At 47.2% G+C, this 21,475-nt stretch carries 21 protein-coding genes; 14 read left to right on the plus strand and 7 right to left on the minus strand.

Features of this window, described 5'->3' with window-relative positions; all coding sequences use genetic code 11:
- Window positions 1-10: 10 nt before the first annotated feature.
- From OXH00_00120 to OXH00_00175, 12 genes are all read left to right on the plus strand, one after another.
- Window positions 11-1,201: an N-6 DNA methylase gene (locus tag OXH00_00120; protein ID MCY3739401.1), complete on the plus strand. Its 1,191-nt coding sequence runs from the start codon at window positions 11-13 to the stop codon at window positions 1,199-1,201.
- Window positions 1,194-1,934, plus strand: a complete 741-nt coding sequence (locus OXH00_00125; protein ID MCY3739402.1) for a R.Pab1 family restriction endonuclease — start codon at window positions 1,194-1,196, stop codon at window positions 1,932-1,934. The genes OXH00_00120 and OXH00_00125 overlap by 8 nt, the downstream gene beginning before the upstream one ends.
- Before the next feature lie 60 nt (window positions 1,935-1,994).
- Window positions 1,995-2,819 (plus strand): TIM barrel protein, encoded by an 825-nt coding sequence (locus tag OXH00_00130; GenBank protein MCY3739403.1) that lies wholly within the window; start codon window positions 1,995-1,997, stop codon window positions 2,817-2,819.
- Between the two features lie 106 nt (window positions 2,820-2,925).
- The gene (locus OXH00_00135; GenBank protein MCY3739404.1) at window positions 2,926-3,240 is read left to right on the plus strand and encodes a nucleotidyltransferase domain-containing protein; all 315 of its coding nucleotides are present in this window, start codon (window positions 2,926-2,928) and stop codon (window positions 3,238-3,240) included.
- Complete coding sequence (locus OXH00_00140) at window positions 3,227-3,649, plus strand: HEPN domain-containing protein (protein ID MCY3739405.1); 423 nt, start codon at window positions 3,227-3,229, stop codon at window positions 3,647-3,649. The genes OXH00_00135 and OXH00_00140 overlap by 14 nt, the downstream gene beginning before the upstream one ends.
- A 42-nt stretch (window positions 3,650-3,691) precedes the next feature.
- The gene (locus OXH00_00145; protein MCY3739406.1) at window positions 3,692-4,534 is read left to right on the plus strand and encodes a PmoA family protein; all 843 of its coding nucleotides are present in this window, start codon (window positions 3,692-3,694) and stop codon (window positions 4,532-4,534) included.
- A gap of 629 nt (window positions 4,535-5,163) precedes the next feature.
- Complete coding sequence (locus tag OXH00_00150) at window positions 5,164-7,005, plus strand: Rieske (2Fe-2S) protein (protein MCY3739407.1); 1,842 nt, start codon at window positions 5,164-5,166, stop codon at window positions 7,003-7,005.
- Between the two features lie 100 nt (window positions 7,006-7,105).
- On the plus strand, window positions 7,106-8,389 hold the full coding sequence (locus OXH00_00155) for a sulfite oxidase (GenBank protein ID MCY3739408.1): 1,284 nt from the start codon (window positions 7,106-7,108) through the stop codon (window positions 8,387-8,389).
- A gap of 154 nt (window positions 8,390-8,543) precedes the next feature.
- The gene (locus OXH00_00160; GenBank protein ID MCY3739409.1) at window positions 8,544-9,029 is read left to right on the plus strand and encodes a metallophosphoesterase; all 486 of its coding nucleotides are present in this window, start codon (window positions 8,544-8,546) and stop codon (window positions 9,027-9,029) included.
- Window positions 9,030-9,038: 9 nt separating this feature from the next.
- Window positions 9,039-9,338, plus strand: a complete 300-nt coding sequence (locus OXH00_00165; protein ID MCY3739410.1) for a hypothetical protein — start codon at window positions 9,039-9,041, stop codon at window positions 9,336-9,338.
- 98 nt (window positions 9,339-9,436) lie between these two features.
- On the plus strand, window positions 9,437-9,730 hold the full coding sequence (locus tag OXH00_00170; GenBank protein ID MCY3739411.1) for a type II toxin-antitoxin system HigB family toxin: 294 nt from the start codon (window positions 9,437-9,439) through the stop codon (window positions 9,728-9,730).
- 9 nt (window positions 9,731-9,739) lie between these two features.
- A complete protein-coding gene (locus OXH00_00175; GenBank protein MCY3739412.1) occupies window positions 9,740-10,123 on the plus strand; it encodes a transcriptional regulator in 384 nt (127 codons plus the stop codon).
- Window positions 10,124-10,204: 81 nt separating this feature from the next.
- On the opposite strand, the gene OXH00_00180 is transcribed toward OXH00_00175, so the two are convergent.
- The 7 genes from OXH00_00180 to OXH00_00210 form a co-directional block, all read right to left on the minus strand.
- On the minus strand, window positions 10,205-11,053 hold the full coding sequence (locus OXH00_00180; protein ID MCY3739413.1) for a hypothetical protein: 849 nt from the start codon (window positions 11,051-11,053) through the stop codon (window positions 10,205-10,207).
- A complete protein-coding gene (locus OXH00_00185) occupies window positions 11,043-12,296 on the minus strand; it encodes a sulfatase-like hydrolase/transferase (GenBank protein MCY3739414.1) in 1,254 nt (417 codons plus the stop codon). The genes OXH00_00180 and OXH00_00185 overlap by 11 nt, the downstream gene beginning before the upstream one ends.
- Before the next feature lie 163 nt (window positions 12,297-12,459).
- Window positions 12,460-13,821, minus strand: a complete 1,362-nt coding sequence (locus tag OXH00_00190) for a hypothetical protein (GenBank protein MCY3739415.1) — start codon at window positions 13,819-13,821, stop codon at window positions 12,460-12,462.
- 2 nt (window positions 13,822-13,823) lie between these two features.
- Complete coding sequence (locus tag OXH00_00195; GenBank protein MCY3739416.1) at window positions 13,824-14,588, minus strand: sugar phosphate isomerase/epimerase; 765 nt, start codon at window positions 14,586-14,588, stop codon at window positions 13,824-13,826.
- Window positions 14,589-14,739: 151 nt separating this feature from the next.
- A complete protein-coding gene (locus OXH00_00200) occupies window positions 14,740-15,819 on the minus strand; it encodes a VWA domain-containing protein (protein MCY3739417.1) in 1,080 nt (359 codons plus the stop codon).
- Window positions 15,820-15,833: 14 nt separating this feature from the next.
- Window positions 15,834-18,392, minus strand: a complete 2,559-nt coding sequence (locus tag OXH00_00205) for a PEP-utilizing enzyme (protein MCY3739418.1) — start codon at window positions 18,390-18,392, stop codon at window positions 15,834-15,836.
- A gap of 194 nt (window positions 18,393-18,586) precedes the next feature.
- Window positions 18,587-19,012: a hypothetical protein gene (locus OXH00_00210; protein ID MCY3739419.1), complete on the minus strand. Its 426-nt coding sequence runs from the start codon at window positions 19,010-19,012 to the stop codon at window positions 18,587-18,589.
- A gap of 291 nt (window positions 19,013-19,303) precedes the next feature.
- Here OXH00_00210 and waaF point away from each other — a divergent pair, with 291 nt between their 5' ends.
- Together waaF and OXH00_00220 are read left to right on the plus strand one after the other, a co-directional pair.
- A complete protein-coding gene (gene waaF, locus OXH00_00215; protein MCY3739420.1) occupies window positions 19,304-20,422 on the plus strand; it encodes a lipopolysaccharide heptosyltransferase II in 1,119 nt (372 codons plus the stop codon).
- Window positions 20,423-20,678: 256 nt separating this feature from the next.
- Window positions 20,679-21,332, plus strand: a complete 654-nt coding sequence (locus tag OXH00_00220; GenBank protein ID MCY3739421.1) for a hypothetical protein — start codon at window positions 20,679-20,681, stop codon at window positions 21,330-21,332.
- Window positions 21,333-21,475: the final 143 nt, after the last annotated feature.

The raw sequence follows: 21,475 nt of genomic DNA on the forward strand, positions 1-21,475 counted from the left end.
TCAATAAAAAATGAGTCAGGCACACTTAGCGTATGAGAGTAGAGTGAATTTGGGCAGTTATTATACTCCCCCTGAAATTGTAGATGTAGCGTGGGAGATGATCGCGCCTTATGTGAACTCACAGACCACTATTATTGATAGCGCGTGTGGATACGGGGATTTTCTGAAAAATCGTGGGCAGGCTATCACAATCGGGTGTGATATAGACGAAACTGCAATCGATGTGGCAAAAAAGGGCAATGATAATAAAGTTCAGTTCTTTCAAACGAACGCTTTGTGCGATGTATCAAGAGCAAAATTCGGTATTCCCAACCAATCTGATTTGATAGTCGTCGGAAACCCACCCTATAACGATAAAACATCTCTGATTCGCCAAAGCATCAAAAGTGTCGATTTTGATATTGATGATGACCTGGCATGTCGGGACTTAGGCATATCATTTCTCCGTTCTTACAATAAACTCGAAGCAGACGTTATTTGTGTTTTACATCCATTATCCTATTTAATTAAGCCCACCAATTTCAAACTACTAAAGGAGTTCACCGCCAATTATAGATTGATAGACGGTCTACTCATCAGCAGTTCGGAATTTCCTGAATCCGCAAAGCACACGCCTTTCCCAATTGTCCTCGCGCTTTACCAGAGAGACACACAAGGAATGACGTACAGTTTTATCCGTTCCTTCCGCTTCCGTGTAGAAGACGGTAAAGATAACAAAAAGCGCGCAGCACCGATAAAGCCCCAGCGGGGCGCAATGTCTATAGGAAGCTTTTGTCTCGGTGATTTCGATTATATTGTCGGTTATATTGATAAATATCCGAAAAAGAAGAACCGACCTACATACGATGATCCTCTATTTTTTTGGACAATGCGAGACATCAACGCACTAAAAAGAAACCGCACTTTTGTTGAAAGTTATAGCGCGAATACAATTGTAATTGACAAACGAAAACTGGATTACTATGCTTATGTGGATGTGTTCAAAAGAAACCTGCATAGACTCCCTTTCTATTTCGGAAATTGTGATGTGCTTATAGATGATAACCTGTTCAAAAAATATAAATCTGCTTTCATTAGCGATGCTATTAGACATCATCCTTCTCTGAAAAAGCATTTTCAGATCAAACCGATAGAGAAACAACAGGTTGAGTCTGAATTAGATATGTATTTCAAATCGTTGTTAGGGGCGCATCATGTTTGATAAAGAAAACAAGAAAATCCTTGCAGATATTCCTCTGACAAGACATAGTGGAAAAATAAGAATTAAGTCAAGAAGCATGTTTTATGAGTATGGCATACCACATGCTACGAGAAGTGTCCCTTTCACTCAAAACAATTATGTTGAGTGGCAAATAGGTTACGATTTAGAATACAAGGAAAGGGATGGTTCCTCCCTGCCTCATATATCGTTCATTGCATACAACGGTAAGAAAAAGGTCTTGTACGAGTTGTCCGAATATTTGTATTACTTCTATTTTTGGGGTGTGATTACTTCTTCAAAATTAAAGGAAACTCTTGAATTTTTATCTAATCTGGAGGAAGAAAACTTAATCTCTAATCACCCTGATTGCCAGATAACCAGAACACATCCTATTGAAAAACAAATCAATAACACAACATTTTTTGAAATGACCCTGAAGTATCCGCAACTTGTATATAAATTTGGAACATATGAAATCATTGCGGAAATTACCATAAGCGAGAAGCAAAGAGCAATTGGTATCCAACCAATGCTCTACTTATGTTTTCCTATAACAGAACTTCAAGCAAGTGAAAATCTAATTGGTCGTACCGCACAGGTAAAAGAAACAGCCCAATTTGTAATAGATGAAAGCAATTGCAGAATAGTTATTGAGATGGTGAAAGTGTTCGGAATGCTTAGCCCTTCACACCATAAGGATATTCTTGAGATACTAAAATCTATACTCATGTAAGTCCGTGAGACCTATCCACACATCTAACGTTTGCGTCTACAACTTTGGAGAATTAAAACTATGTCAACACCACGCCTTTCAGTCTCAACATGGAGTTTGCATCGGCAACTCGGGAAACCCGGATTCACCGGACCCGCGCACGGCATGCAGATTCCTACCGAAACCCATAACAATGGTCCTATTCCACTCTTGGAATTACCCGCACACATTGCCGAATTCGGCATTCGGACCTTGGAGATTTGCCATTTCCATCTGCCCTCTGTTGAGCAGTCTTATCTCTCAGAACTCCGCGCAGCACTCGCAGATGCCGATGTCGAACTCTTCTCCTTACTCATTGACGACGGCGACATCACGCACCCGTCTGAAGCAGCGCGCGACATCGCTTGGATAGAAAAGTGGATTGACATTGCTGGTGAACTCGGTGCGAAGTGTGCACGGGTCATCGGTGGCAAGGCAGATCCATCAGCGGAGACCGTAGCACAGAGCCGAGATGTCCTTTCCCAACTCACCGAACGCGCAGATACCGCAGGCATCCGTTTAATGAGCGAAAACTGGTTCTCTATCTTCTCTACCCCCGAAAACGTCATCACCATCTTAGACGGATTAGACGGTAAGGTAGGACTCTGTCTCGACTTCGGCAACTGGCGCGGCGATACAAAATACGAGGACCTCGCTGCGATTGCTTCACGGGCAGAATCGTGTCACACCAAAGCGCATTTCGCTGCCCCGCGCGAGATGGACAAGGCAGATTACGTGCAATGCCTTGAACTCACCCAAAAAGCCGGTTTTGCCGGACCGCATACGCTCATCTACGACGGACCCGGCGATGACGAATGGGAAGGCTTAGCACTGGAACGCGAAGTCGTGAACCTATACCTCAATTAGAAACGACGTTCTCGCTTGAGCATGATGGAAGTTGCAATCCTATAACCTCGGCGAATTACTTGCTCGTAGGAAACACCGAGTTAGAAAATTAGAAGGTAAAGATAGGATGAATAACGAATTTATCTCAATCATGACAGAGCGCATCGTGCGCGACTTTGACCCACTACAGATTATCCTCTTCGGTTCGCAGGCACGAGGGGACGCAGATCCGCATAGCGATATAGACCTCCTCGTGGTTTTCGCGGAACTCACAGATAAACGGAAAACTGCCATTGACATCCGAGTTGCTTTGGCGGATTTGCCTGTGGCGAAGGACATCCTTGTATCAACGACCGAAGAACTTGAACGGCACCGCAAGCGAGTCGGGTCGGTGCTGCGTTATGCCCAACAAGAAGGACACGTCCTTTATGCAAATAACTGACCGACTCGCAGATACCGCTCGCTGGCTGCGTTATGCCGAAGAAGACTTGATAACGGCTGAAACCCTTTTAGAGCAACGACACTTGCCGCCTCGTCAATCTTGTTGGTACGCACAACAATCTGCTGAGAAGGCACTCAAGGCGGTATTAATCTTCTTAGAGATTGATTTTCCGAGAACGCATGACTTGAATGTTCTGCGGAGTTTGGTCCCTGAGAGTTGGCAACTCAAAGCTGCGCATTCAGATTTGGCATCTCTAACAGAATGGGCAGCTGAAGCCCGATACCCGAGTGACATGCCGGAAGCCACGAACGCGGACGCATCCAAGGCACTTGAACAAGCACGAGCCATCTGGACAGCTGTATCTACTACGCTCGCAGAACATGGTTATCATGTAGAGCAAGACCTCTAATTCGTTGGCAAATATGAAACCAGTAACATTACGGATAAAAATATGTTTTCACTCTCACAAACACAAAATAGTTTAACCGTCGCTTGGAACAATCAACAGGTCTTAGGTTATCATTTTCCCGAAGATGGCAACCGGCCCTTCTGTCATCCATTGAACCTGCCCGGTGCGCCGCCGCTCACGATGAACGAACCCGGTGATCATGTGCATCACCAAGGTCTCTGGGTCGCATGGAAAAAGGTCAACGATGTCAATTTTTGGGAACAACCGGCACCCGGTAGCGATCCGACAGGCTTCGGCAGGATCGTCCACCAGCAGATTGTTGCCCAAAATGCAGATGCCGACAGCGCAAGTTTAACAACAGAAAACGCGTGGATAGATTGGCAAGGCACAACGCATCTCACGGAACAACGAGAGATAACCGTCCATCCACCGACAGCCGATACGATGCAGATTTCTGTGTCGCTGACGCTTCAGCCGAACGCGCGTGAGGTCGTTTTGGATTTACGACGCGGTGAACCCGGTGCAGACGGCAGATTCTACAGCGGTATGGCAATCCGATTTGACAATAGCATCACGCCGGGCAACCTGTTAGATGCCGACGGACGTACTGAACCGATGGACATCTTCGGTCAACAGAGTCGGTGGTGCAGCTTCACTTCACAACACCCGACTGACAGCGAAACCTACGGTGTCGCTATCGTTGACCATCCCGATAACCCCCGCTACCCGACAACGTGGTGGGTCCGCAACCGTGAGAACTACTGCTTAATCCATCCATCTCCGGTCTATTATGAACCGTTCCATATCGCACCCGATGAGGCTCTGAAGTTGCAGTATAGTGTTGTTCTCTATCGTGGGCGGCCTAATGCAGAAGTATTTGAATAGATTTTCCGATCTTTTGGTAGGCATGCTTGGTAAGTGCTCCATAAGTGTCAATCTAAAAAAATAATGACTGCATTCTCCATATCCAGTAGGCGCGGTTTGACGAAGTTTAAGAAAATATTTCGGTGACTTTATATTTTCCGCAGGTCCGGTAGATGCGGTTTCCTAACCGCCCCGGGTTTCTAAGGAATTACCGAATTAAAAAATTTATCTTCATTAACCGCGCTGTACCTTAGACACAAACTTGGTATACTCCAAAACTCTCTTGAGTCCCGGAGGGACGGCATCTGTGTAGAACATGCAGCAACCAGAGACCCAAGCCCCAGAGGGGCGGCATTTAAGGTATTACAGTAAGATTCCTTTCGTTAGGAACAAAGATTGAGCCGCAACGATCGGAAAACAGAGGACAAATTTATTGTTGTAGATAGGTTCAAAATTGTCCCTGATTTAAGGTGGGATTTCTTGTCGGGGAATTGGCAGGGTTGCTTCCGCCACGAAACTGTTAGATAGACAATAACCTCTCTTTTTTCTTTACATTTTTTGGAAAGTGGCATATACTATTGGATAGTACACGTGAAATGCTTGTTATCCAAAAATGAAGGACAAAAAATCTTCAATAGGAGGAAAAGACTGTGCAAACGCCAACTTCTGCGCTTGAGGAAACCGGCATCGGTTCTATCCACGTTGAAGCACCACCAATAGAAATAGACGAAACCGAACTTGTCTACCATCAACTCTGCCCCGCTGAAGATTTTGAAGAATTAGAAGGTAAACCCTTTCATGTTAACGGCACGCATCTCGCTGTTTTCAAGTCCGACGACAAATTTTACGCCGTTGACAACCGTTGCCCGCACATGGGGTATCCGATGTCCAAAGGGAGTATCCGGGACGGTGTCCTGATCTGCCATTGGCACCATTGGGAATTTGACCTCAAATCGGGTGCATGCTTCTTGGCATTCGGTGATGACCTGAAAGCCTTTCCTGTTGAAGCCCGAGAGGACGGTTATTTGTACGTCGGGTTAGGAAAAGGCGAGCGAGAGGCAGCAAAACAGCGTGTCATCGCAAACGGCAAGCGGGCACTTGAGCGGGGTCTTAAAGACCGCAGCACCTTCTTTATCGCTAAGGCTGTCACCGCACTGCGTGATGCAGGCGCGACACCCGCGGAGATTATTCAACAAGGCCTCCACTACGGTGCACATAAAAGTAGTGATGGCTGGTCGTCAGGTGTTGCGATCCTCACACTCGCAGCGAACTTGTGGGATGACGTTGACCCAGATGACCACAACCTGTTTCTCGTACACGGATTAAGCCAGATCAGCCGTAGAACAACGGGAAGCGCACGCCCCTATCGCGCACCCTTCCCGCGAGTAATTGAGGAACACGACCTCGAAACACTAATGCGATGGTTCCGTTATTTTATTGATAAACGCCACGGCGGCGCAGCAGAACGCATCTTGCTAACGCTGAATGACCGAACCTACGATAAATCCGTCCTCGCAGATTTCGTGTACACGGCAGCAACTGACTATTACTTCACTGGCGATGGACACGCCCTCGATTTTGCGAATAAAATGTTTGAGGCGTTGGATTACGTCAACTGGGAAGGATCACACGAGATTTTACGCCCGATTGTCGTTGATCTTGTCGGTAGAACACGGCATGAGGAAACCTCTCGGTGGGCTGACGCTGTACCTGTCTTAGAACCCGTCTTTGAGAGACTTGACAGTATATGGGAAGACAATCAAGCGAACGAATCAGATCTTGATATTTCAGCATTTACACAGACGCTACTCGGTGATGAGTTTGAACCTACTGTTGCCGCGGTTGAAGAGAAAATTCGCGCAGGGGTCGAGTTGACTGACATCTGCCGCGCGATGACCTATGCCTCGGCGGTTCGCACTGCCCGGTTCCATCTCAAAAACGAAGGCGACTGGCACGATGTCGCGAACATTTACTCATACTCGCACGCCCTTTATCACGCTTTCCAGTATGCACCGAGTGCTAATCTCCTACGCGGCATTTTTCACGGAGTCGTTTACTTGGCATACTTGCGCTGGTTGAATATGCCCGCCGCCCGTATTCCGAGACCTGGGCAACGGATACCTGATGAAACTTACGACGCTCCTGACAAGATGTTAGATCGACTCCAAGAGTTCGCTGACTTCCAAAAGGTCTACGAAGCAGAAATTCTGGTGAACCAGTATCTTGAAGAAGGGCATGATGTTGACGCGCTGAAACGAACGCTCGCACACATCCTGCTACGTGAAGACGCGGAACTCCACATGTTCCAGGTCCTCGAAGTCGCCTTCCGGCATTACGACTTGTCAGTTGACTTTGAAGAACAAAGGATGCATCTGTTGGCAGCGACGCGTTACATCACCGCTCAGAAGCTCATGAAGAACATTTTGTGGTCCACTGAGAACGCAGAACGTCTCGCACGGGGTGAGTTACTCAGCGAACGCGACGATGATTAGTTGTAGAGGGCGAGGTCACCTCGCCCCTACCTTTCGGGCTGGATTCCGACTGCTTTCGCGGTAGGAGGAAAGCCCGTCTCTTTTTTCAAATAGAATTCCAATGATGCCAAAAAGCACGCACAAACCCAGCTTTACAGATTGGCATAAAACTGTTCCTGACACAACAAGACGGGACTTTCTTACTACGGTAGGTAAAACGGCACTACTCGCGAGTCTGGGCATGTTTGGTGCTGGCTGCGAAGCCGTTGATCGAGGGTTGTTGGACAGAGGACTCACGCCCGTTGTCTTGGAAGACCCACAAGCAGCAGGACTCCCGAAACCGGACATGCTTGTCCATTCGGAGATCCCTTTTAACGGCGAGTTTGCCCCGCACCTCCTCAACGACGATGTTACCCCCACAGAACGACATTTCGTTCGTAACAACAGCGGCATTCCAGAACGAGCGGTAAACAAGGATATCCGTGGATGGAAATTGGTCATAGACGGTGAAGTCCATAAAGAACTGGCACTGTCTATGGATGACTTGACACGTTTCCCGCAGGTTACTATGGAAGTCGTATTGGAATGTGCCGGAAACGGGAGAAGCCTATTTGTACCGGAAGTTAGCGGAACACCGTGGCAACGTGGTGCCGTTGCCTGTAGTGAATGGACAGGCGTACGCATGCGTGATGTCTTGCAAGCCGCAGGTGTAAAACCGAGTGCTGTCTATACCGGAAACTACGGCGAGGATCTACCCAACGATGGCAGCGAACCTTTTTCACGAGGAATCCCGATTGAAAAGGCAATGGATGAGCACACGCTCATCGCTCTTAAGATGAACGGAGAAGTGTTGCCAGCCGCCCACGGGTTCCCCGCGAGATTGATTGTCCCCGGATGGATCGGTAGTGCAATGCAGAAATGGCTCAATCGTATCTGGGTGCGGCATACGGTTCACGACTCCGAAAAAATGAGCGGCTATTCTTATCGCATCCCCGCTTATCCGATAGCACCCGGAGATAAACCGCCAGTCGAGGATATGCGCATCGCGACTGCATGGCAGGTTAAGTCCTTGATTACCCAGCCACAATCATCTCTGGAATTCGGCGCGAGCACTCCTATAAAGGTTAGAGGACACGCATGGGCAGGCGAAAATCAGATTGATAAAGTTATGGTCTCTACAGATTTCGGTCTGCAGTGGCAAGAAACCCAGTTGCTCCAGCCATCAAACAGATATGCTTGGTCCCATTGGGAAACCGAACTCACCCTTGCAAACAAGGGGTACTATGAAATATGGGCACGTGCCTATGACGATACAGGTGCCGCGCAGCCTTTCACGCAACCGTGGAATCCGAAAGGGTACCTTGGCAATGTCATTCATAGAGTGCCTATTTCAGTAGTTGCCTAAACCCATTTCGCGAGACCTAAGCCCGTAATGTAAACGGTTGGTGGTGGTCAGTTGTCAGTCCCTAACTTTAGAACACTTTACGGATTCGACGAACTTCTTTAACTGAAAACCGAAAACCGATAACTGATAACGATAAAAAAGGAAAATTAAAAATATGAAACTTGGTGTTATGTCCGATAGCCACGACAACATCCCGAACGTCAAACGCGCTGTCGCGCTTTTTAATGAGATCGGTGTAGATTTGGTCGTCCACGCAGGTGATTTTATCGCGCCGTTTGCTATTGATCCGTTAGGAGACTTGAACTGCCGCGTTGTCGGCGTATTCGGAAATAATGACGGTGAACGCATTGTCGTTGCCAAACGATTTGAAGCCATCGGTGGTGAAGTACACCCTAACCTCGCAAGCGCATCCCTCGGTGAGAAAAACATCGCTGTGATGCACTACCCTGAACTCGCCATCCCTATCGCCAAAAGCGGCGATTTTGACATCGTGATCTATGGACACACCCACCAGATAGACATCCAGAAAGGTGAATCTCTATTGCTCAATCCGGGTGAAACAGGGGGGTGGACAACAGGGAAAGCAACGGTTGCCGTTGTGGATATAGAAACGCTTGAGGCAACAATTCATGAGTTGTAGGGGTGGGTGGTGCAATACAAAGACCTATTCACATCACCAGACGCAGAAGCAGGAGAACCCAAACAGCAATGCCTGATCTGGTCTGCAAATCATGAACACGCTGTCGCCTCCATAGACGACGAGATTCACCCACAAGCGAAATGTGTCTGGCTGGAATTTGAAGATATTAATGTTATCTATGCCTACGAAAAACACTGGAAAACAGGCAATTGGGAACTCGTTGAACGAAAAAAGGGAAATATCCCGTTAGTAAATAACAACCCTTTCAAACCTAACAGTGAAAGCGTCTTTCCCGTCAATAGATATTGAGAGATATACAGTAAAGGATTCTTTGTATAACACTTTTACTTTCTGGTCCGTTTACTATTCAGCAGGACAAATTTTCATCTCAATGGTATAATACTTATATGAGAGTTATCTCGCGTAGAGCTTTGAAAGAATTTTGGGAAAAACACTCTGATGCGGAAGCGACACTTAAAACGTGGTATACGCGTGTGAAACGTGCTGAATGGAAAACGCCGTCCGATGTAAAAGTTGATTATCGAAATGCCAGTTTTATCAAAGGCAACCGGGTAGTCTTTAATATCAAAGGGAATTATTATCGTTTAGTAACCGCTATCCATTATCAATCTGGCATCGTTTATATTCGATTCATTGGAACACACAGTGCCTATGATAGAATTGATGCCTCAACGATTTAAGGAATAACTATGGATATTAAACCGATCCGATCCGAAGCAGATTATGAAACTGCACTGAAGACCATTGATCAGCTTTGGGATGCAGCACAGGGTTCACCAGAAGCAGATCAACTTGATGTGCTTGTCACGTTAGTGGAGGCTTATGAAGATAAGCACTACCCAATTCCTCTGCCAGATCCCATTGAAGCAATTCTTCACTATATGGAGAGCCAAGGGCTATCCGAAATTGACCTCGAAACCTATCTCGGATCGCATGCCTGTGTGTCAGAAGTCTTGAATCGGAAGCGTGCTTTATCACTTGAGATGATTCAGAAATTGCATAAAGGACTCGGAATTCCGGCGGATATTTTGGTACAACCCTATGCAGCACAGATTGATGAAGTTGCCGACTAAAAAGAAGGAATAGCGCGTTAGTAAACAACAACCCTTTCAAACCTGACAGTGAAAGCGTCTTTCCTGTAAATAAGCGTTGCATTAATCGTCGGCAATGCCCGTGGTAATCTCGACTTGTCCTTTATCTCTCACGATCCTTTCAATGTAGAGTGTAAACGTATATGTCTGATGATTCTTATATTTTTCGAGGTTTGAAGGAAAGAAACCACCCGCTGCAACATCGTCTATAATCCAAAATGTCACATCCTTATTATTGGTGGCAAGCGTCATCGCACCTGAATAATTTTTTACCAATTCCGGGTCAATATCATCTTGAATCTTCAGCAGTTCGTTTAGCCTATCAAGTGAAACAGTCGCTTGAAGACGTACTGTTTTCCCAACATAATTCTGATCACCCGTCACAATCTGTTCAAGCGTCGTGTCGATAACTTCAATATCCGCTTTCGCGGTGTGTTCAGGGACATCAGACCGGATGGTGAAGAAACGATTTCCGCCTGTAGTTATGTTTTCGGAAATGTCTTTTATAAGAAGTGTGAAGGTGTAAGTCGTATGACCTCGAATATGTGCCAGATCGCTTTCCATGTAGTTTAAATAATAGTGATCGTGCACAGACTTAGCGTCTGAGTCCGTGATAAAAAAATGGACTTTATTGTGATGCGTAAACAGTTCTAACGTTGGAGGATCCCCATCAGCACTCGGATAAATTCTGCCAGCAGCGGTGATCGTAACCTTCTGTCCCTTGTATTTTGAGTTGACCCCGTGTGCTTCAACATTGTTGACAATGTCGGCAAGGGAGATCACTTCTGCCTGATGAAGTTTTGCAGCGCATCCGCTAAAGATAATGATAGCAAAGCACGTACATAAAGATGTAATAAATTTCAGTGGGGATTCTCTCAGAAGGTTATAGCGAGCGTTGCGTCTACTCAACATAGCCCAAATCCCGCAACTTGCCCTCTAAAATTTCTGTTTCCTCTGCCGTGGATTCTTGCACCTGCAGGTGCTGATAATTGGAGTTCACCAAAATATCATCATAAGCATCACGGAAACGATCCGGGTCCTCACAGGCGGTATCTTCGCTGCTCAGGACATGTCGGTACACAAACTCACCCGTCTGTTCATCTTCACGGTAGAGATACTCACCGTCCGTCAGTGACCAGAGCCGCACACCTTCCGAATATCTATTAATCTCCACATTGTCAACCGTCGTCCGAGAAGTCACGCGATGATGCGGCATCTCCAAGTTGTCCCGACTGAGAAACCCGATACCATAAAGGCTATCCAACTCCGACAACACCAACCGGTTTTCATCAAATTTTGATGGAGATAGCAGGTCCTGTCCATACCCGTGATAATCCACATCAATACCGGCAAGGTTCAGAACCGTTGGGAACAGATCTATCGCTGAAATCGGAGGTTTCGGAAATGCTAAGTCCGTCACACCGGGAATATGCGCCAATAGTGGCACGTGCAGGACGTTCTGGTTGAGCGTACTGCCATGATCAATAAGCTCATCACAGATACCTTCACCGTGGTCCCCGAAAATGAAGACTGCCCACTCTGGGAGCTGAAGTTGCTTCAGGATTTCGACCAATTTAAACTCAAGTATGTGCGTCGCTGCAGCGTAGTAAAACTGTAACGCCTCATCTGTTTTACCGCGACTCACAAGCGAACCGAGGCTTGGTGCGCCCGGAATCCCACTCATGCCATAACCACCGTGTGTGTACCAAAAATGCAGAAAACAGAACTGCGGTGTATCCGAGGGTTGCTTTAGGTGCTCTATCAGGTCTTCAAGCGAACCGAGATGTTGCGCTTTCGCATCCGGATCAACCGATGTGATGAACGGCTCAAAATCAAGGAAACGGAACACCTCCGGACGCTCGGAGCGCCCCGTGATATGATACCCCGCATCACTAAATAACTGAAACAGGTTTGGGATACCCTCAAACATCTTGAGATAGGTCTGACCGTAGACACCGTGTTCAAACGGGTAGAGTCCCGTGAAATAGGAGGTATGGGAGGGGCGGGTCGCAGGTGCCGCCACGAAAAACTTTTCAGCCAGCGAAAAATCCTGCGTCAGCAGATCGAACTTCGGCGTATTGAAAAGCGGATTCGTCCGGCTGAGCGCGTCATACCGCCAACAATCAATTGAGATAAGCAGAAATTTATTAACCACATTAATTCCCATTCTCTATAGTTATCGGTTATCAGTTAACAGTTTTCAGTTAAGAGAGTTATTGTGGCAGTTGAGGTTACTGTTCAAGCAACAGCAAACCTCTTTAACTGTTAACTGAAAGGTTTTTCGTAGAAAAACCGTACTGAAAACCGACAACTCCTTACTAATCTATTAACCGCGTATTATATTGTCTTTCGGTATGCTGATATCCACCGAACAGGTCGGGTTGAAACGGCGGCGGTGTGTAGATATAGACCACATCACTATAAGGATCGTAAAGGATAACCTCTTCACGGGCATCACCACAGACATCCGCAGGAAAGCAGTGATACCACCCCATTTTTCCACCCGTCGGAGGTGGAAGTTCAGGGAACGTTACCACTCTATTTCCGGCACCATCGTAAAGTGCAACCGGACTATAAATCAATTCGGGATCCCCGACCGCGTGCCAACGGATAACCTCCAGCCCCGTGTTGTTCGGGGTCTCATCAACGCGAAATCGACTTCTGATTTCCCCACGGTTGTCCACCACCATCAGATCCGGATGATGTCCATTATAACGAATAACCAAGGCATCTTCGGACGCATCGGAGAGTAATTTACCACACCGAATTTCCTGTCCATGCGGTACAACATCAAAACCGAGCGAGAGAATTGGATTCCCTTCTGCATCAACTACCTGTCCACCACCGGAGAGAATCGCCCGTTTGGCTCCATTCCACTCGGAAACTAAAACCGAATCCATGTTATCCCCGAAGAAGCGATTCCAAAGTGCTGTACCATCCGCTGCGAGTCCGAAATTACCGCCGTTGACCTCATCAAGTCCGTCACCATTAAAATCGCCGACTGCCGGAATATAGGCAGAATGCTTCGGATAACGGAACCATTCGTCGGTATATTGCCAAAGTAATTCCAACCTGTGGTTAAAGGCGAGCAGATTCACGCCTATCTTGACAACGAGATCCTGCGGTTGTGAATTTCCAGAGAAATTCGCAATCATCAACCGCTGATGGACATAGTTAGATATCTGGAGTTCACCGTCAGCGTACGCATTGCACTGACGCAATGCATTCGGTGCGGCTGTGTGTTTAAGAGCACCCGTCGCACCGTCTAAGATCATTATGCAAACGGTAGACAAATCCCACTTACTCGCCTCTGCTGCATCTTCATCTATCCAGAAGCAGATAACCTCTGCCTGTCCATCGGCATCAATGTCATAAATAGCAACGGGACCGGGACGGTCGGGTGAGAGGGTTGTTAGGTACGTATTTGTGGCATCTGCGTCTCTGATTTCAAGATGTTTGTCACCGAGGGACCAGAGCGGTTCACCTTCAAGCGTAAACGCGCCGAGGAAACACGGATGAATGCCTCCGAGCGATTTATATACCAGAAGATCGACAGTACCATCGCCCGTCAGATCGCCGATGCGGATATCGCCGCCCCACGCCTTTCCCGCTGTTTCATTCAGAAATGCATTGGGGATTGCCACCCGTTTATAAAGATGTGCTAATTGTGGAGTGTCCATTTTCAAACAAACGCTTTGAAAAGTCCTACATAAAGTGCGAGGACCTTCTCTGGATCAGGGCCCGTATAGGCACACTCGTTGGAGATGTAGCCTGAGAAACCGGTGCGATCCAACCATTGGAACATCTGTCGGTAGAGATCAAACGTCGCGGGTTCCTCTACCCTGTGCGTGTGTACCGCCGTAATGTGAGGGGCTACGCGCGAAAAGAGCGGTTCAATACTACCAGCATCACACCCGACAAATTGTGAATTGAAAACAAAACCGACGTTTGAAAGGTTTACACCTTCAATCACTTCCATCGCTGAGTCCGGATCTGTAAAAGAACCGTGCATCTCGATAGAGACCGTAATATTTTTCTCACCGGCATAGGTGCCGAGAGCTTTCAATCCATCGGTGACATACCCCACGACTGCTTCACGATTCTCTTCCGAATACCGGTCACCGAGCACACGAACATGATCGCAGCCCATAAATTCCGCCATGTCGATAACGCGTGTAACACGACGGACGGTCTCCTCGCGATCGGCAGCGTTTTCGGAGTGGAAAGTCTGACAACTCGTCAGCGAGGAGATAACAACCCCACTCGCGTCAACCTGCGCCTTCAAGCCGTCCCAAGTCTCTCTTGGGGTATCCCACTCAAATCCGTGTTTCTGTTTATAGTCCATTAATAACTCGACACCGTGATAGCCAGTAGCTTCAGCAGTGTCAAGTATCCGCCCTAATTCCCACTCTTGGCAGGTTTGATAGGTATTCAATGCCCATTTCATTTTTTTGATTTTCCTTGCGGTTCGTTGAGGTGGTTTGGAAATTTGAAACGCCTTTCCGTAAGCCCGCCCTCCACTTCGTTACGGGCTAAGTTTTCGTTAAAAGCAGATCACTTAACTGAAAGTTATTCTTCTGACCGCTGATTGCTGACCGCTATTCTTGTATTGGGATGGGAAACCAGAGTCCCCCAGTTTTCGTTGTTAGTGCCCTATGTGTCATATCATTAATGCCAATGACATCCACTGTGATGTTATTCTTATAGCACTGCTTCAAGACCTCCGATAGCGTGTAAGACCCTTTAGTAAACTCATCGGTAACAAGCACAAATCGACGGTTTACACCCTCACGGAAATCGACGCGGCGAATCGTTTTTATCATGGCGTTGTGTGCCCGCTCATCGCCCATACCAGCAACGACATGCGTCGTTAACAACCGTTTGAATTTCTCGCTATCTCGCGTCTGTGGATGGATGATCGTATCACGCTCAAGATACCTGAAAATAACGATGCCGAGTGTAAAGTCAATTCCTTTCTCTTCAAATACCGTTACCATTCGACGCAACTGCCTGCCGACTGCGCGGATATTATCTATCATACTCCCACTAATGTCAAGTAAAAAAACGAGGTCAACAGCAGTTTCGGATTCGCCATCGGCGATGCTCTCCGCGATGCCTTCGAGTGCCTCGCCCATCCGAGCGTCTCTGTCAATAGGTTGGGCATGACTTTTACGACCTTCGGTTTCGTTTGCCTCGGTTTGTCCTTGAGATGTTTTGGGCTTGGGTGCAATTGTAGGTGTCTTTGCATGTGCGGCTGCGATTGTTTTCCATGCTGGCGTTTCTGTCGTGTGTTCGCGTAGCGAAGTCTCTGCCATCGGTAGCCGGGCATCTGTTTTTAACACAGGGATTGAGGCATTAGATAGCGTCGGGGGTGCTGAATGCGTCAGCTTTGCAGTGTTTTGATTGGCAGCAGATGAACGCTTCGCATGCCCAGGCGTGGAACCCCGCGCTGGCATCGAACGTTTCTGAGTGCTACTGACATGAAAACGTCGAAATTCTGTCACCGCAATGGCTTCAGACACCAATGGTTCTGACGGAAGCATCGGGCGATACCACCGAATGTAACCGATACTCATAATTCCTATCGCGACGGCGTGTAAAACCAATGACATGAGTAACGCCCTGCGAATTTTCCGACGTTTTTGTTGTCGTTTATCCCAATAGGCATCAAATAGCATGTTCCTCTTCTCCACTATGAAGTTTCATGGTAAATTGAGACTGTTCCCTGATTTCCATCAATCTGCAGCATCTGTCCATCAGCGATACGTTGCGTTGCGTTCGGAACATTAGCAACCGCAGGGACACCGTACTCTCTCGCGACAACCGCGCCGTGTGACAAAATTCCACCGCGCTCCATCACCAAACCCACCGCATGCAGAAAAAGCGGTGTCCACGCAGGGTCAGTTGATGGACACACCAAAATGTAATCGCGGTCAGATGGATTCACGTCCGAGGGGGTCAAAAGCACACGTGCTTTTCCCATTGAGATGCCCGCGGAAACACCTACGCCAGTATACATTTCCGCTGGGTCAATTGACACCGGCGCGCCGATCTGTTCCAGGGCATCACTGAAAATGACATCCGGCATCTCAATCTGTAACATAAGTTTCCGCTCAGTTCTTCGGGTGGCGATAATATCACCGAAATCATCATTGTCAATTAGTCGTTCTAATTCCTCTGGCACTAAATAAAAAATACCGTCATTGAGTTCATAACGATTATCCAATTCAAGTAAGGCGCGCCGAACCTGTTCATAGCCGAGCATCAGGTAAAATTTCGCTGTTTCCCTTAAAGGCATATAACGCCTTGTGAAATCCAGTTCACTCTCAATCTGTTTCCGCAAATTCGCCTTATCTCCAAGGATCGCACCGAGTTCTGTCTCCGCAGCATCACGTTGTTCCGCTTGCCGCGCAAGATGTGAAGCACCTTCTTGTTGCGCGTCTGTGTCTGAAGCTTCTCGCTGAAAAGATGCGATTATCTGTTCAAGATAGGTCGTATCTTCACGCCACCTCGGTTGTGCAAGTTCAAACTCGTCAACAGCACGATGCCCATAGTCTTTGAGGAAATCGGTAAGTGCCAAGTCCTCATCTGCCACCTGCCATAACTTCTCGTTCGTTTCAACGGTAAGATTCCCAGAAACGCGGCTAATGAGCCTACTCACGAGTGTCTTTGCCGCTGTCTCATTTAGGTGCTTTTGGAGTGCTGCCTCCAACCGTTGGAGTGAAAACCCGGCGAGCAATGTAGCCGTAAGAGCCTTTGGCGCGAAATCGTCCAATGTTTTGGCGCGCCATGTCTGGAATTTCGTCACTAATTCCGCATCTGATAAGTCAGCGTATGTAAGTTCTCGTTCTGCCTCAACTTCCTTCTGAAATGCTGGGAATACCTCTTCTGCTAACAGTTGATCAAAATCCGAGCGAATGCGACGGAGCTGCATCTCTGCTTTGCTCATACGAATAATATGGAGCGGTAGTTTCAACCAAAACGCTGTAGTACTTCGGGTAATATCAGTTTGTACTTGCGCATACATCGCCTGTTGAGGGTTCTGCTTCAAGGCATCGAAATCGTGTGCAAACGGAAAACCCTCGAAGTGGAGTTCCGCCTCACGGTTCAAATTAACGTAAATCCGTCCACAGATTAAGTCAAGAATACCGTTGCTATTCACCCGTTTGCTCGGATGGAACCCTAAACTGCGATACGCTTTACCTAACCCACCAGTACCCGACATAAATTCCTTGACAATCGCCCAAGTCATCGGCAACGGGGCAGGCAACACTTCAGCGATGTTGTGATGACACCAGACCGTACCGTGTGTTTCGGTATGTGCTTCCAGTCTTTGTATTTCCTTTTCACGGAGTTTTTCAACGGATCTCTCATCGGCTCTCGGAGTTGGGTATGTAGGTTCGGAGGATGTGGTAATATAGCGTGCTTGTAACAACACGAACTGCGTATCGGTGAGTGCCCACTCAATATCCATCGGCTTTCCGTAGAAGGTTTCAATTTGCATACCGAGTTGTGTGAGTTCTTTCAGTTGTGCATCCGTTAGGCTCGGAACGTCCTGTTGGTCAGTCAATACCTCACCTACACCGGCAGCAGTTACCATTTCACGTTTTGTAGCAACGTTTTTTTCCAAAACCTCGCGTGTCTCCCGCGATACGTGGAAACTATCAGGCGTAATCGCACCAGAAACGACCGATTCCCCTAACCCCCAATTCGACTCAATGATAGACACATCCGCCCTAAAAGGACTGACTGTGAAAAGCACGCCAGAAACATCTGCCTCACACATCTCTTGGACGACAACCGCCATCGCCAACCCTTCATCGGAGATTCCTTGTGTTTGCCGGTAGGCGATTGCCCGTTCCGACCAGAGCGATGCCCAGCACGCTTTGAGCGCATCTAAGAGGTCATCGGACGCTACATTCAAAAAGGTGTCCTGTTGCCCAGCGAAACTCGCTTCTGCCAAATCCTCCGCCGTCGCACTCGAACGTACGGCGACTGCGCCGGTTTGCAATTGCTCGCGTGCTGTGTGGATTTCCGCGACAAGTTCCGGGGACAACACAACCTCTTTAATCGCGCTCGCATTCTGTTCTGATAGATGCTGAACAGAAGACCGATAGGCATCTGTAGTGATACAAAAACCTTGTGGCACTCGAAACCCTGCGCTCGTTAGTTTTCCGAGATTTAGCCCTTTTCCACCGACATGGGGGAGGTCTGTCTCGTCAATCTCTGAGAAGTGTTTGATAAATTGCATAAGCCAAGATTCGTCTGCAAAGGGTGGAAACCATTGAAAATAGTATAGCAGCACCTAACCGCGTAATGCAAGTGAGTTTAGAGTTTATCTTGACAAAGAAGCAGGCAGGTTAAACACAGAGGCTGGTATAAAACCAGCCTCTAAAGCAAATCTATATCGTCGTCGTCATCACCAGTATGGTCGTCGTCTGTGTCCTATTCATGGCTATGTTCGTCATGTTCGTGTTGGACAACATGATCTTGGGCTTCTTGTTGATTAATCCAATCAACAAAAAGTTGAATCTCGGCAGCGGTTAGCGGATCATGAGGCGGAGGCGGCATTTTGCCTTCAACGATTTCTTCGACAATCTCACTCGCTTCAGCATTTCCCGGAATGAACGCCGGTCCGTGCTCACCTCCGGCTATAAAAGATGCGTAGGTTCTGAAATCCAAACCGTGGGGACCATCAGCAACATGACAGCCAGAGAGCGCACACTTCGCCGTGAGGATAGGCAAAATATTTTGTTCAAAAGCAGCCTCAACGTCAACAGGTTCATGAGTTTCCACATGATCGCGAGTGCAACCCAGTACAGAAAATAATAATCCAATAATGAAAAAAAAATCTTGTATACTTATAGTCATAATATTTACCTCCCTAAGTTAAGGAAAGGATAACATTTAATGACAAAATAGTCAATCAAACTCTTAACGTATACAGTCGCTTAGTTTCCTTCTCAGAGCCATTCAGTTCTGCTTAGCAGGACTTACGCAAAATTGCGTCTCCGCAACGACTATCTTCGGACCGAGATGTGAATTTGACCTGAGTGAGTGGTTTGGTATATCATATCACCAATCTTCTTTTTTATCAAATTTTTGATGTCGGAATTCTATATCTCTTGACAAATCTCCACGAATTGGCTAAACTGAAAAAAGATGTTTCAGAATCTCTCCGAAACCCTCACTTTAATCACTTCCGCTGCCGGGCAGTGGCTCTTTTATTGGAAACGTTGGTTTCCGAAGACCTTCGCACCAAAACGCATTCTCGTTGTCAAACTTGATCATCTCGGAGATGTCCTGTTAGCGACACCGGTGTTTTCCAATCTGAGCCAAGCGTATCCAGATGCTGAACTGCACGCATTGGTCGGTGTGTGGAGCCGCGTTGTTTTGGAGAAACATCCTGATGTTAATAAGGTCCTGGAATACAATTCTCCCGCTTTTTGTCGCACAGGACCACCGACTTCACTAAAACAAACATTCCAACTTTACCGAGCGTTACGCCGTCAAAAATACGACCTGATAGTGGAACTCCGAAATGATTGGCGTATTGTCTGTTTTTCTCTGCTGCGAGTTGCACCGAAACGTCTTGACCGAGCAACGCTGCAATTTGAGAACAAATTGGGATTCGCACGGTTCACCGGAATACACGAAACAACGCGCAACCTTGATGTCTTAGACAAAGCAGGCATTCCAACACCCATAAAGACCACGACCTTCCCGGTAACAGCAGAAAACAAGAAGTGGGCATCCAATTTCCTAACAGCGCATCAAATTGGCGAAGAACGACCGTTAATTGCTATCCATCCAGGTTCCCCGATTCCCTTAAAAAGGTGGGCACCTGAGCGGTATGCAAAACTCGCTGATTGGCTAATTGCACAAAAATGTGCAGAAATTCTGTTTGTCGGTGTGGCAGACGAAATGCCGATAATCACTGAAATCCAACGGCTGATGCAGGCGGAGTCTATCAATATCGCCGGCAAAACAACCCTGACACAGTTGGCATCAATCTTGCACACATGTAATGTGTTTATCGGCAACGATAGCGGTCCGATGCATCTCGCTGCAGCGGTAGGCATCCAGACAATAGGACTCTATGGACCCGGCGATCCAACCCGCTTTGGGCCCGTGGGAGTAAAGTGTCAAACAATTCAACGCAAAACGGATTGCCCACCATGCAAGGGGGCGATCTGCCGATTCGGTGAAGACGGATGTATGGCCAAAATTCAAGTTGCCGACGTAATTCAGACGCTTGAAAATGTCGAGTATTTGTTATGAGAAAATAGCAAGATTTGACAAAAAACAAAAACATCTATCGGCACCGACAAATTAACTTGACATAGTTGTGAAAAAAAGGTATAATGTCTTTAAAGTGTGAACACAGCATGTATAGTGCCTTAGTCATCCGACAGTCAATTTTCCCCTGCGCGCGTAAAGTCCACAGTTTGGTAGGAAAATACGATTTTTGGATGCGATCAGTTTGCAACATCGGTTTGCAGGCTACGCGATGAACCTATAGGAGGAATTTAAAGAAATGCAATTGAGATTAACGTGGCTCGTGCTTGTCCTTTTCGCAGTCGGCATCATGAGCATCGGCATTGTAGGGTGTGGTACTGACGAAGAAGAAGCCCCCGAAAAGCCGACAGAGAGCACCTCAAGTACTGCGGAAGAACCCGTTGTTGCTTCAAGACCCCCCATCGACTTTGAAGCCGAAAAACAGGCGATTCAAGACCTCTACACTGAATTCTATAACGCCTTTAACGATTTCGATATCAAAGCTGTCGGCGAAACCTTTGATACCAGTACCATTGCCTTTGGGACTATCTTTGCCGGAAACGAACCCGTCCCTGTAGCCACAGGTTGGAACGATGTCAAAACCAATATCTTAGGCTTGTGGAACGGGATCGGGACAAAAGGTAACAAATGGGGACAGAACGATAGGTTGACAGATTTTTGGATTCGCTACAAAGGCAGTAAACTGGAAGCCGCCGCAATAGGCTACAACTGTTACAAAGGTTCGTTTCCCGGGGAAACACACCTCTATTTGAGAAAAGATGATAAGGGGTGGAAGATTTATGAGCTTGACAGCAGCACCGAAAACAACCTTGGTATCTTTGGCTTTCACAAAGGCAAACCGCGAATCGAAAAGTTCATCAAGGTTACCAGAGAAGCGGAAAAAGCCGAATAACGTTCCGTACACCTTGTTAAAAACTGCCCCGTTTTGTGCAGCTTAGAGAGTTCACTGCCCGTTTTTGTGCAGCTTAGCCCGTTGGATGCAGAGATTACCCGTAAATTCGGCGTTTTCGGCATTGGCATAGAAATTGCATGTAT

The sequence above is a fragment of the Candidatus Poribacteria bacterium genome (assembly GCA_026706025.1).
GTDB lineage: Bacteria > Poribacteria > WGA-4E > WGA-4E > WGA-3G > WGA-3G.